Source organism: Pedobacter paludisoli (genome assembly GCF_052344095.1).
Classification (GTDB): Bacteria; Bacteroidota; Bacteroidia; order Sphingobacteriales; family Sphingobacteriaceae; genus Pedobacter.
On sequence record NZ_CP179926.1, the window covers coordinates 1,685,850 to 1,699,279 of the forward strand.

Genomic DNA, 13,430 nt, shown 5'->3' on the forward strand with positions numbered 1-13,430 from the left:
CTCGGCTAATTAATCAATTATTAATTTGTATAATTTATATTTTTGCGTCAAATATCGCATTATGAAATACAATTTTTTAAGCCTAGTATCAGCAGGCATTATTTTACTGGCTAGCTGTCAATCGAAATCGCAAACGGAAGATAAAAAAATATCAGATAGTACCGAGCAAATGGCAACAACAGAGACGGTTGCCACCAGCAATATTGATGTTTCAAAAATAAAAGTGGCCGAAGCCAAAACAATTTTAGCGCGCAAACAGGTGCCTATTTTGTGCTACCACCAAGTACGCGATTGGAAACCTACTGATGGCAAAGTAGGAAAAGATTATATTGTAGAAATCCAAAATTTTAAAGATCAAATTAAAATGTTAGCCGATAGCGGTTACCATACTATATTACCCGATCAATTGTATGCCTATTTAAACACAGGCGCAGCTTTACCTAGCAAACCTATCATGCTTACCTTTGACGATACCGACTTAGATCAGTTTACCATTGTTAACCCAACCTTAAAAAAGTACGGGTATAAAGCAGTTTATTTTATCATGACTGTTTCTATCGGTAAAAAAGGAAAATTTGTAGATTACATGAGCAGCGACCAAATTAAACAACTTTCGGACGAAGGAAATGTGATTGGTTCGCATACTTACGACCATAAGAACTTTAAAAAATATGCCGGCAAAGATTGGGAAGAGCAATTGGATAAACCGACTAAAAGATTAGAAGAAATTACGGGTAAAAAAATGACGGAGTTTGCATATCCTTTTGGTTTGTGGAATGCTGAAGGTATACCTGAATTAAAAAAACGCGGCTTTAGAATGGCGTATCAATTAGCAACTAAACGCGATGAAAACGACCCTTTATTTACCATTCGCAGAATTATTGCCAGTGGATATTGGAGCCCGAAAACATTAAGTAACAGTATTAAAAACAGCTTTTAAACGACAAAAATCCCGGAAAATCCGGGATTTTTTTTTTAAAACATACTTCTAAAACAGATTAATCTGTAAATTAGATTATGAAACATTCCTCATCTCGATTACAGCTTTCATTTTTTTTCTGTATAACCTCATTCATGTTTGCTTGTAGTAACAATCAAAAGAATGATCAAAAAACCAGTGACGCTACAACCATCGTTAAATCGGAAGCTATTTCTCCTTTACCGCAGACTTATTACAAACGATTGGAAGGCCGTTTAAATGGCCATAATCTGGTTATGCATCTCCAGAAAAAAGATACGGCCAATTACTCTGCCGTATATTATACGGATGGTGATTGGTGGAGCTTAAAAATAGACACCATTATCGGTCAGGATAGCATTGTATTTTTAGAAAGCATTTCTTCCTCGTTCATTTACAGCGATAGTCCAAAACAACCAAAAATAACTTTGAAGTGGACAGGGAATGATTTTATAGCAACGAGAATTGATGAGAACCAGCAAAAATCTACTCCTTTCCATATCCTAGAAAAATATCCAACAGGCAGCTATTCTTTCTCTAATTCGATTTATAAAGATTCGCTAATTGCCTTCCCAGGGAACAAAAAATCGCCAAAAGCCGTTATAAGTTTCGAGAATTTAAATGCAAATGGAAGCGATGCCAATGCTGCTTTTTTAAATCAGGAGTTAAAAAAAATAATGGATTTACCTGCAAACCAAAGCGATTGGCATACTGGCATTAAACAAAAGGCCAATAAATATTTTTCAGACTATAAAAATGATCTGAAAGATCTTAAAAATCCGTTGGGAGCAGATGAAATTCCTTTTTGGATGAATTATACCAGCGATGGTGTGCAGTCTGTTTTATTTAACGATCAAGATTTTGTTGTTGTTGCATACAACACCGACGTATTTACCGGTGGCGCCCACGGACTGCATGGTACTTTGTTATATTGTTTTGATGTTAAAAACAAAAAACAACTAGCGCTAAGCGACCTCCTAAAAATAGAACCAAACACCCTTCAAAAATTAGTGGAGCAAAACTTTAGGAAAAAGTACCACATTAAACCCAATGAGGGCTTACAAATTCTTTTGTTCGACAATTATTTAAAACCCAATAAAAATTTCTTTTTCAATGCCAATGGCATCTCATTTCTGTACAATCCGTACGAAGTTGCTAGTTATGCGGTTGGAGATATTAGTGTATTTATTCCTTTTGACGAATTAAAAGATTACCTCTTGCCCGCTTTTGCTAGCAGAATGGGAATTAAGTAAAAAGCGATAAATTTTATAAAATGCCCGATTAAATGCTAGGCATTTTATAAAATTTCTATGATGCAATATTTTTTTGCGTTAAAGCTAAGCTCTTCCCCAATTTTATGTCCAATGAGCATTTTGCCAATAGGTGATGCTTGAGAAACGGCGTAAAACTGACGTTGTTCTACTTTTAATTCGCCGGCACTAATGGCAATGTAAAAATTACCTTCGCTTGTAAACACCAAGCTTCCGTTTTTAACCACTTTAGCGGCTTCTACGTTTTCTATTTGTTGCAAAGCGATCTTCTGCTGCCCAGCTTCGTACAGTAACTTATTATTACGATCCATTTCTTGCTGCATCATTTCACGCGTCGTTTCATACTTATCGCCGGCGCTACTTTTGGTATCGTCGTTCGAAGCCTGACGTGCTTGTTGCAAAGAAAATTCGATGTTTTGAATACGTTTTTCGATAAACGTTAAACAAAGTTGATATAGTTGATTTTTTAAAGTTGACATGGGTATATTTTGTTAAAATGAAGCATAATTAAATGTAAAATTACGCTTCAATCCAACGCACTTTCTCTTCCATCGGCGTACGATTTAAAGTAACGGTTTCGCCGTTATGATACCCCATATAAAAAAGGCCAATGCATTTTTCAGTTTCATTTAACTGCAAAAAATCTCCCAAATCATCTATCAATAGAGGTGTACTCCAATAAGCTCCAACAGATAAACTTTCGGCAATAAGCGACATGTTTTGTACCGCGCATGCTACCGATGCCAATTCTTCCCACTCTGGAACTTTGCCTGTTACTTGCATACAAATAGCGATTATACAATCTGACTGACTTGTTTTTTGCGCAAAACTATCGTACTTCTTTTGTAGAAACTGTTGTGGGGATACTTTTTCTTTGTAAAGATTACCCAACTCCTCTCCTAGCTTAGCTAAACCTCCTTTTCTTATCACAACAAAGCGCCAAGGTTGCGTTAACTTATGTGTTGGAGCATAGTTTGCGCCTTCCAAAATCTGATTAATCACTTCGACTGTAATTTCCTTTTCTATGTAACTGTCTGGAAAAACACTTCGACGTTGTTTAATAATTTGTACTAAGTTCGTGTATGCTGAATTCATTTCGTAAAAATAGATAAAAGTTGATTGGCAAATGTTAATTTACCTGAATTGCAGAAGATTTGACGTTTTTCTAGCAAAATCCCTCATGTTCATCCTTTGGAAGAAACACCTAAATTTTGGCATTTATCGCAATTGCTTCCTAATTTGTTTGGCTTTCGCAAAATAGGCAATGCTTTCTTTATCGACTTGAAAATCGATGGTTTGCAACAATTCTTCTTTTATCCAAACATGTTTTACAGCCAAATTGGCCAAAATAGATAAACAATGAGATTTAACTGCAACCGGAATTTTGTCGTCGATTAACCAAGCAAAAACCACTTCTGCCAAATCGTTTGTTGGGTAATTATCTAAAACTTGTTTTAATCCTGGCAATGCTTTTTTATGGGTCCAAAAGGCAAGAATTTTAACGTAATGTCGCAAAGCGGATAAATTGTTTTGTTGCGAAAATTTACTCAAAAAATAGTCGCCATGCGGAACAAAACGGGCAGGATGATTGGAAAATATATTCTCTAAAACCCAAGCGGCACGAAAACCAATTTGTTCGTTCGGGTGAAAACTTAATTCGATTAAGTCCTTTGGCGAAAAGCTGCTATCCGATGCTATTGCCGCTAGTTTTTCTACTTTATGTTTGCTTAGCGTATTTTTTAATGTCTCAAGGAGAAATTCCATATCTAAAAATAGAAAAAAAAATAACATCTGCGTTAAGGCTTAATTTTCTTTGGCTCTTTCGTTAAAGTCAACAATATTTTATACCATGTAAAAATTATCGCTTGTTCATTTGGCTATTTGTGAATCTGAAAATGAAGGCTCTATTTTTAGAGCCTATTCATGTAAGTTTCGTTATAAAAAATTGAAAAACAGTCTAATCTTCGCAATCAAGTTCTGCTTGTATCGTTGCATCATTGAAATCTCCCTTTTTGTATGTACGAATCGTACGACCACTTCCATCTACTACTATTAAATCGCCAAAAATATCCGTTTTATATTTACGAATCGTACGACCGTTTCCATCTTCTATTACTTTGTCACCGAAAATATCTGTTTTATACCTGCGAACCGTACGACCACTTCCATCTTCTACTACTTTGTCACCGAAAATATCTGTTTTATATCTGCGAACCGTGCGACCACTCCCATCTTCTACTACTTTATCGCCAAAAATATCCGTTTTATACTTGCGAACTGTTCGGCCACTCCCATCTTCTATTACTTGGTCGCCAAAAATATCCGTTTTATACTTGCGAACCGTTCGACCCCTTCCATCTTCTATTACTTGGTCGCCAAAAATATCCGTTTTATACTTGCGAACCGTTCGACCCCTTCCATCTTCTACTACTTTATCGCCAAAAATATTTGTTCTTACTTTGTATGTTTCTGTTTGACTATAGGCCAAGATGGAAACAAGAGACATAAAAATGCCTAGTACTAATTTTTTCATTTGGTTATCATTTGTGTGTGTAAAACGCAATTCAAAAATCTAGCCAAAATGTGCTGTTGCATGCTTTAATTTGTTTTCTTTTGCCAAAGGTTTCGGCCCTTAAAACCTAAACCCGATAAAAGCGAGTACGAAGTGTAACGGAGTAAAGCGGATAGCGGGGCTAAAGGATGCCACGTTTGGTTCCGTTCATTTTCAAATAAAAAGCCTGAGCGTTTGAACTTTGGACTTTGGACTTTAAAACAGTACCTTTGCAGCTTATTTTTATACAGCATGATTTCAGTTTCTAATTTATCATTACGATACGGCAAACGCACATTATTTGAAGACGTTAACATCAAATTTACCCAAGGCAATTGCTATGGTGTTATTGGTGCTAATGGAGCAGGTAAGTCTACCTTCCTTAAAATTTTATCGGGCGAGGTTTCGCAAACTTCAGGTTCGGTAGCTTTTACTCCTGGCGAACGCATGGCGGTTTTAAAACAAAATCACTACGAATTTGATGAGTTTACTGTGTTAGAAACCGTTATGATGGGGCACAAGGAATTGTACAGCATAATGAAGGAGAAAGATGCTATTTATTTAAAAGAGGATTTCACGGAAAAAGATGGTGAACGTGCGGGAGAATTGGAAAATCTTTTTGCCGAAATGGATGGCTGGAACATGGAAAGTAATGCGGCCACGCTTTTAAGTAATTTGGGTATTACCGAAGACAATCACTATAAACTATTGAAGGAGTTGGATAACACACAAAAAGTACGTGTGTTATTGGCGCAAGCTTTATTTGGCAATCCGGATATTTTATTATTGGATGAGCCAACCAACGATTTGGACATCGAAACAATCGCTTGGTTAGAAAACTTTTTGGCAGATTATCAGAACATTGTTTTAGTTGTATCGCACGATAGACACTTTTTAGATGCAGTTTGTACGCATATTGTGGATATCGATTTTGCAAAAATGAGTACCTACACGGGTAACTATACTTTCTGGTACGAATCGAGTCAGTTGGCATTGAAACAACGCAGCGACCAAAACAAGAAATTAGAGGATAAAGTTAAAGAGTTACAAGAGTTTATCCGTCGATTCAGTGCAAATGCATCGAAATCGAAGCAAGCTACTTCGCGTAAGAAAGCCTTGGATAAAATTGATATCACGGAGATTAAAGCATCGAGTAGAAAATATCCGGCAATTATATTTAACAATACTGGACGTGAGGCGGGTGATCAAATTTTACAAGTGGAGAACTTGGGTGCCAGCAACAGCGATGGTGTATTATTTGATAAAGTTACCTTCATGCTGAACAAAGGCGATAAAGTTGCCGTTCTATCGCAAAATAGTTTGGCTACTGCTGCTTTTTACGATGTCTTAACCGGTCGCGAAACCAACCACAAAGGCGAATTTAAATGGGGTGTTACCATTAGTACGGCCGATATTCCGAACGATAACTCGGAATATTTTGCTGGTAAAGATGAAAACTTGGTAGATTGGTTACGTGAATATTCGGGTACCGATGCGGACGAACAATTTGTACGTAGCTTTTTAGGTCGTATGTTGTTCTCGGGTGAAGAGGTTTTAAAAAATGTAAAAGTACTTTCGGGTGGTGAAAAAATGCGTTGTATGTTCTCGCGTATGATGTTGCAACAAGCAAACTTATTAATGTTTGATGAGCCAACCAACCACTTGGATTTAGAGTCGATTGAGGCGTTGAACAACGGTATGAAAGATTTTAAAGGCACTATTTTATTTACCTCGCGAGATCACCAATTAACAGAAACGGTTGCCAACCGTATTATTGAAATTACGCCTAAAGGTACTATTGATAAGCTAATGACCTACGATGAGTATATTAACAGTGCAGAAGTGGCAAAACTGCGCGAAGAGATGTATAAATAACGAATAGTATAAAGCTTCCCTTTATTAATAAAACAGCCTTGCATGATTAAAGTGCAAGGCTGTTTTTATTTTAAATGGCTTTAATATTTACTGGCTGTCGTGCTAAAAAAATCAATTTAAAAAAACCGTTTATTAGCATTTAAAAAACGAATAAGTTTCGGATATTTTACAACGAACAATCTTTACAAATCCCAACAAGAATGCAATTCATCTGTTGAACAACATAATTTTCAGGAACAGTAAATTCAATACGTGTTGGAAGGCACTCAATCGTCTCGCATTTTGTACAACGAAAATGAAAATGATTTCCTGAAACAGGCATATCCTCACATTTCAAACATATAGCAAAATACTGTTTCCCATCATCGGCAACAATTCTATGGACAATTCCATCCTCACAAAAGCGGTTTAAAATCCTGTAAACCGTAGCTCTATCTGCATTAACATCCATTTGTTTTACAATCGCATCTTGGCTCATAGGCCTTTTTTTCCTTGTCAAAACAGACAAAACAGCCTCTTGTGTTGCCGTATTCCTACGTTTTATCATCCCGCAAAATTAGTCAAAAAACATTAATGCAACAAATTCGCAATAAATTATCGCAACATTGTCGCGTTAATAAAAAATATCCTACCTTTACTACTCTATTGGTATCATCTACAAAAAATAAGAAAATGACAGACAACAAAAACTTTGATGTAATCGTAATTGGAGGCAGTTATGCAGGACTTTCTTCTGCCTTATCCTTAGGGCGTTCTTTGCGAAATGTGCTAATTATCGACAATGAACAGCCTTGCAATATCCAAACACCGCATTCACAAAACTTCTTAACGCAAGATGGTAAAACGCCAAAAGAAATTTCACAACTGGCCAAGCAAGACCTTGTAAAATACGAAACCGTTACTTTTCACAAAGGAATTGCCATCAGTGGAACAAAAACGGAAAATGGTTTTGAAATAAGAACAAACACGAACGAGAAATTCACCGCAAAGAAATTGATTTTTGCAACCGGCATAAAAGATACTATGCCCGACATAAAAGGTTTTTCAGAATGTTGGGGAATTTCGATTATTCACTGTCCCTACTGTCATGGATACGAACATCGTTACCAAAACACAGGAATTATAGCAAACGGACCAAAAGCCTTTCATCTTGCATCAATGGTAAATAATCTGAGCGATAAAATAACGATTCTGACGAATGGAAAAGCAGATTTTAGTTCAGAACAATTGGAGAAACTGAACAACCGCAATATAAAAATTATTGAAACCGAGATTTCAGAAATTGAACACCAAAACGGGCAACTCGAGAATCTGATTTTCAAAGACGGGAGTAAAATTCCTTTTAACGTAGCGTATGGCGCACTTCCATTTACCCATCAATCCGATATTCCAGTTTCACTTGGTTGCGAACTTACCGAACACGGTTATATAAAAATTGTCGCTACTCAAAAGACAACCATTCCTGATGTTTTTGTTTGTGGCGACAACTCCAATATGATGCGTTCTGTTGCAAATGCTGTTGCAAGTGGGAATATAGCAGGGGCTGTAGCCAATGGCGAATTAGTGAACGAACAATTTTAATTTTATAAAACACAATTTATTCCTTTCATTCAACAAAGCAGTAGAAAAGCCCCTTCTCCAGCTTGACTTGATTCATCACTTAGCTGAATTTTTACAAGGCAACTCTGATAAAAAATGTAAGTTTGCAAACGAAAAAATGTTTGTAGCCCAAGTAGCTGTAATTTGGAAGTTTCGGTTTTCATCCTCTACTTCTTAAACCTATACACCAACTTGGGTCGCCCTATAAAAAACAACAACAGAACCTTAATTTAAACGGTGATAAGTCGAATAAGAAATAGCATTTTCACTAAATTCCTTTGGGGCTTTATCGGTCTGTATCTGCTCAATATTAGTGTTGACACGACAGATCCAAACCCTGAATATATTCCGGAAGACCTATCCATTAACGACCAAGAAAGTGTTATCGAAATACTCGTGGAAAAGGTTTTTGGATTTGAGGATGCCATTAAAGAATATGACGACCATGACACCGATGAGCACACCAAAAAACAGACTTTAAAAATTGATTTATTGGTTCATGTTATCATTACGCCAAACATGGAGCATAATCAAACCTTCGAAAGAAAAAAATACTACCCTGATGAGGAAGCTCGAATGAAAAGCGGCTTCCTAAAAATTGACAGTCCCCCACCACAAGTTTGAATTGTTTTACAACGCTTATCACCCTGTGACCGAAAGAACATAGGAACATGTTAATCTTTTAAAAAACAACTCAAAATGAACATCAAAATAATTGTGGTGCTAATCTTGGTATTGGCATCATCGCGCTATGGCTTTGCCCAAGTCACCAATACAGAAAAAGACAGCCTGTACATCCAACAAGTAGAAACCCAAAAACAACCTGTTAAAGTTTTACATGCTGAACCCTTATACATTGACCTGATACGAGATTTAGGTGCCAGAAAAGGAGAAAAAGAGTGGAACTTAGGATTAGGACTTACAGACAACTTGAAATTCGACGCATATGAGGCACTCATCGAGTATGAATGGGCTCCAGCTAACCGGTTAGGATTAGAAGTCGAATTACCATTCACTTTTTATTCCGCAACAAGTGGAAAAGCAAACGATTCCATTCCATCCAATCAATTAAACGGACTTAAAACAGCCATCCAATGGTCGTTCTTTGTGAATGAAGCAATGGCCACTTCCATGGCAATTGGCTATATAAACGAGTTTAAATTTTCAAATTTCGGAAAGCCTTTTATTAACGGAAATGTGTACAATCCATTCTTTGTGGTAGCCAAGCGATGGGGCAATAACTTTCACTCTTTGCTGTATACAGGCCCCATGATAGAGCAAGATTTCCATACCAAAACATTTCATACAACCTACGATATCAATACCAGTTTTCATTACATGATTACAGGTACAAGAAACTTTATTGGCATTGAATTGAATAAGACAGTTGCCCATAAAAATTTTGACATGACCTTAAGACCGCAAATGCGCCTGGGCATTGCCGATAATTTAATGATTGGCATTGTAGCTGGAATTCCGGTTAGTCGGGAAAATGAGCGATTAAGTTCTTTTGTAAGGTTGATATGGGAATCGGGAAATAAGAAAAAGTAACTAGTTAATATCACTAAATTTAGTTCGGGGCAAACAACTCCACTGCCCCGAACTTGATACTACCTTTTAATACTTCAAGACTTTCTGTCTCCTGACTTTTCGGACTTTTAATACATCAGAAGTACCTTTTTGACCAAACGATTTCATTTTAAATACCTCAGAAGTACTTTTTTGTACTTCCAAACATTTGCCCCCTAATCTGGGATCTCCAACTTTCCGACTTCCCCGACTCTTCCCTTACTTGCCTCTTGCCGGCACGGCATCTACTTTTGTGGGCCAAAAGTAGCCAAAAGCCTTTGTCAATCCAGCTAGGCAGCTTTGCCCGCAAGGTCATTACGCAAAACAAAAACAACATCGCGCGGTTTTGTGGAGATTGGTTTTGTAACCAATATTTAATTATTGCCACAAAACTGAATACAACAATGCTCGGTTGTACAGATTCGAATGTTGCTGCAACTGTTTTTGTTTTTCCCCGCTGCTGGGGATCGACGGGCGTCCTTCGGTTAATATCTGCAATTTTGAACGTTTGTTTTACTACCATATTTCTCAAAAAATAGCTCTAATACAAGATTAGTGTTGCTGCTTATAAACTTTCTAAATACGGTGCTCGGCTAGCGCCCATGCTAGGACCGGCCTAGGAGGTGTTGGACGAAGAAAGCAGCGAGAAGCTTTGCAGAAACATTCAACTCCATACTGTTCAAGAGAATTTGCAGCCGAGCGAAAGGAATAGAGCGAAGCCAAGGCCTCAAATTATCGCCATCGAGCTTCTGCTAGCTTTATTCAACAACAGATCCAAGCCTTGACTTTTTCGTTCTTTTTTGTCAAGAAAAAAGAACTAAGCCCGCCGGCAATGAGGCGATAAAAGATTTTTCTTTAAGAAATTGCTTCGCTAAGTGCGCAATGACGAGGGGTGTATATGAAATTTTCAGTAAATGATGCTAGATTGTCTCGCACTCTTTCCCTTCCTTGCCTCTTGCCGGCAGGGCATTTACTTTTGTGGGCCAAAAGTAACCAAAAGCCTTTGTCGATCCGGCTAGGCAGCTTTGCCCGCAAGGCCATTACACAAGACAAAAACAGTCTCGCTGGTTTTGTGGGAGATTTTTTTGTAACTCATACTTAATTATCCCCACAAAACTGAATTGAACAATGCTCGGTTGTTCATACTCGAATGTTTCTGCAACTGTTTTTGTTTTCTTCCGCTGCTGGGGGTACATCCCGAGCATTCGGGGTACATCCCGAGCATTCGGGGTACATCCCGAGCATTCGGGGTTGACGGGCGTACGTCGGCTACTAACTGCAATTTTGAACGTTTGTTTTACCGGCATGTTTTATTCTGGCTATTGCTCGGCTAGCGCCCATGCTAGGACCGGCATAGGATGTTTATCCTGAGTATTCGGGATTGGACGAAGAAAGCAGCGAGAAGCTTTGCACAAACGTTCAAATTCTTACTGTTCAAGAGAATTTGCAGCCGAGCGAAGGAATAGAGCGAAGCCAATGCCTCAAATTATCGCCACCGAACTTCTGCTAGCTTTATTCAACAACAGATCCAAGCCTTGATGTTTTGCTTCTTTTACATTAAGGTAAAAGAAGTTGCCCCGCCAGCAATGAGGCGATAATTGATTTTTCTTTAAGAGATTACTTTGCTAAGCGCGCAATGACAGCTGTTCGAATCTTCATTGCAAAGCTAGACTGTACGAGATGAAGCAATCTCAAAAAATTAACCTTCCGTGTTTTTTGTGTTTCCTTGGCAAACAATTGAGCTTATTTCTTTTTCTCAGGCTAGAAAACCGATTGCGTCCCCGAATGTTCGGCTTACATCTCGTGTATTCGGGGTCCACGCTTAGTAACTAAAATTTTGAACGGTTGTTTTCATAGCATGTCGCTCAAAAAACAACTTTAATATACGATTTTGTCATTCCGACAGAGGAAGAATCTCTGATAAGGAGTTCTTTAAGATTTGTAACGAGCATTCATCTTGGAGATCGCTTCGCTGCATTCGAGTATAGCAGCGAATGTTAGCATTTATTGCAATTGCAAAATAATTCTAAGCCCTCTGTAAAAATGCCTAGTGAGCTATGCGATAAAAACCCAACCAGTTCCATCCCATAAAAAAACAGGCTCCAAAGAATAATTCCTTTGGAGCCTGATAAATAAAGTTTCTATGCTATTTAAAGAAAATTACTTGCTTAATTCTGCGAAGTATTTATGAAACAATGGTAAGGTTTCAATTCCTTTATAATAATTAAAGATATCGTATTTTTCGTTCGGCGAGTGCAACGCATCGCTGTCTAAGCCGAAGCCAAAAAGTACCGATTTAATACCCAAAACATCTTCAAACAAAGCAACAATTGGAATACTACCTCCACCGCGTGTTGGGATAGCTGTTTTACCAAAGCTATCGGCAATGGCCTTTTCAGCAGCTTTGTATGCAATGCTATCGGTTGGTGTAACTACGGGTTCACCACCATGATGAGGGGTAACTTTCACTTTTACGCCAGCGGGTGCAATTGATTCGAAATGTTTCGCAAAAATTTCTGAAATCTCTTCTGAGCTTTGGTTTGGAACCAAACGCATCGAAATTTTAGCGTTAGCCTTGCTTGGCAATACTGTTTTTGCACCCTCGCCAATATAACCACTCCAAATACCGTTCACCTCCAAGGTTGGACGCGTACCTGTGCGCTCTAAAGTAGAATAACCCTTTTCGCCCCAAACGGCATCAATATTTAAATCTTTTTTATATTCTTCCTCATCATAAGGAGCCGAATTTAAGGCTGCTTTTTCCGCATCACTCAATTCAATTACTTTATCGTAGAAAGCAGGAATCGTGATATGGTTATTTTCATCGTGCAACGAAGCAATCATTTTACATAAAATAGTTGCCGGATTGGCTACTGCTCCGCCATACACACCTGAGTGTAAATCGCGATTTGGTCCTACCACTTCAACTTCCATGTACGCTAAGCCACGTAAACCCGTTTCAATAGACGGATGCTCCATGCTAATCATCGAAGTATCTGAAATTAACACCACGTCTGCTTTTAAACGCTCTGCGTTATTTTTAACAAAAATACCCAAGTTAGCAGAACCCACTTCCTCTTCACCTTCAATCATAAACTTCACGTTACAGGCTAAAGAGTTGGTTGCCATCATTAATTCAAATGCCTTTACGTGCATGTAAAACTGACCTTTATCATCGCAAGCTCCACGGGCATAGATTTTACCATCGCGAACAGTCGGTTCAAAAGGAGGTGTTTCCCAAAGTTCTAATGGATCTGCTGGTTGCACATCGTAATGGCCATAAACCAAAACTGTAGGTAGCGAAGAATCGATGATTTTTTCACCATACACAATTGGATAACCGGCTGTTGGGCAAATTTCTACTTGATCAGCTCCAGCATCTTTCAATTTTTGTGCTACATACTCAGCTGTATTTAAAACATCGGTTTTGTACTTAGGATCGGCACTTACCGAAGGGAAACGCAACAATTCAAACAACTCATCTAAAAAACGTTGTTTATGTGTTTCAACATAATTTTTAATCTCTTGCATAACAAATTAGTTTGGGCAAATATAGGCTTTCAAGTTTTAAACCCCTAACTTAATTAGGGGAATCTAGTTTTTCAAC

Annotated in this window: 12 protein-coding genes; 6 read left to right on the forward strand and 6 right to left on the reverse strand. The window is 37.9% G+C overall.

Going from position 1 to position 13,430, the window contains the following annotated elements; genetic code table 11:
• The first annotated feature begins 61 nt into the window (after positions 1-61).
• Entirely contained in the window at positions 62-940 is an 879-nt protein-coding gene (locus ACJVDK_RS06595) for a polysaccharide deacetylase family protein (RefSeq protein WP_443939486.1), read from the forward strand.
• A 134-nt stretch (positions 941-1,074) separates the two neighbouring features.
• Positions 1,075-2,211: an RsiV family protein gene (locus tag ACJVDK_RS06600; protein WP_443939487.1), complete on the forward strand. Its 1,137-nt coding sequence runs from the start codon at positions 1,075-1,077 to the stop codon at positions 2,209-2,211.
• Positions 2,212-2,255: 44 nt separating this feature from the next.
• Here the strand turns inward: ACJVDK_RS06600 and ACJVDK_RS06605 are convergent, their stop codons facing one another.
• The 4 genes from ACJVDK_RS06605 to ACJVDK_RS06620 all read right to left on the reverse strand — a co-directional run bounded on the left by ACJVDK_RS06605 (position 2,256) and on the right by ACJVDK_RS06620 (position 4,762).
• On the reverse strand, positions 2,256-2,708 hold the full coding sequence (locus ACJVDK_RS06605) for a 3-oxoacyl-ACP synthase (RefSeq protein ID WP_443939488.1): 453 nt from the start codon (positions 2,706-2,708) through the stop codon (positions 2,256-2,258).
• 40 nt (positions 2,709-2,748) lie between these two features.
• Positions 2,749-3,324, reverse strand: coding sequence for a nitroreductase family protein (locus tag ACJVDK_RS06610; RefSeq protein ID WP_443939489.1), 576 nt, complete (start codon positions 3,322-3,324; stop codon positions 2,749-2,751).
• A 123-nt stretch (positions 3,325-3,447) separates the two neighbouring features.
• Complete coding sequence (locus tag ACJVDK_RS06615; protein WP_443939490.1) at positions 3,448-3,993, reverse strand: hypothetical protein; 546 nt, start codon at positions 3,991-3,993, stop codon at positions 3,448-3,450.
• A 193-nt stretch (positions 3,994-4,186) separates the two neighbouring features.
• Positions 4,187-4,762, reverse strand: coding sequence for a hypothetical protein (locus ACJVDK_RS06620; RefSeq protein ID WP_443939491.1), 576 nt, complete (start codon positions 4,760-4,762; stop codon positions 4,187-4,189).
• A gap of 270 nt (positions 4,763-5,032) precedes the next feature.
• Here ACJVDK_RS06620 and ACJVDK_RS06625 point away from each other — a divergent pair, with 270 nt between their 5' ends.
• A complete protein-coding gene (locus ACJVDK_RS06625; RefSeq protein ID WP_443939492.1) occupies positions 5,033-6,655 on the forward strand; it encodes an ABC-F family ATP-binding cassette domain-containing protein in 1,623 nt (540 codons plus the stop codon).
• Between the two features lie 166 nt (positions 6,656-6,821).
• Here the strand turns inward: ACJVDK_RS06625 and ACJVDK_RS06630 are convergent, their stop codons facing one another.
• Positions 6,822-7,202 carry a Fur family transcriptional regulator gene (locus tag ACJVDK_RS06630; RefSeq protein ID WP_443939493.1) on the reverse strand — a complete coding sequence of 127 codons (381 nt, stop codon included), beginning with the start codon at positions 7,200-7,202 and terminating at the stop codon, positions 6,822-6,824.
• A gap of 125 nt (positions 7,203-7,327) precedes the next feature.
• Here ACJVDK_RS06630 and ACJVDK_RS06635 point away from each other — a divergent pair, with 125 nt between their 5' ends.
• The 3 genes from ACJVDK_RS06635 to ACJVDK_RS06645 all read left to right on the forward strand — a co-directional run bounded on the left by ACJVDK_RS06635 (position 7,328) and on the right by ACJVDK_RS06645 (position 9,805).
• On the forward strand, positions 7,328-8,236 hold the full coding sequence (locus ACJVDK_RS06635) for an NAD(P)/FAD-dependent oxidoreductase (RefSeq protein WP_443939494.1): 909 nt from the start codon (positions 7,328-7,330) through the stop codon (positions 8,234-8,236).
• Positions 8,237-8,491: 255 nt separating this feature from the next.
• Positions 8,492-8,878, forward strand: a complete 387-nt coding sequence (locus tag ACJVDK_RS06640; protein WP_443939495.1) for a hypothetical protein — start codon at positions 8,492-8,494, stop codon at positions 8,876-8,878.
• A 75-nt stretch (positions 8,879-8,953) separates the two neighbouring features.
• Positions 8,954-9,805, forward strand: coding sequence for an HAEPLYID family protein (locus ACJVDK_RS06645; RefSeq protein WP_443939496.1), 852 nt, complete (start codon positions 8,954-8,956; stop codon positions 9,803-9,805).
• Between the two features lie 2,178 nt (positions 9,806-11,983).
• On the opposite strand, the gene ACJVDK_RS06650 is transcribed toward ACJVDK_RS06645, so the two are convergent.
• Positions 11,984-13,354, reverse strand: coding sequence for a dipeptidase (locus tag ACJVDK_RS06650; RefSeq protein WP_443939497.1), 1,371 nt, complete (start codon positions 13,352-13,354; stop codon positions 11,984-11,986).
• Positions 13,355-13,430 lie beyond the last annotated feature (76 nt).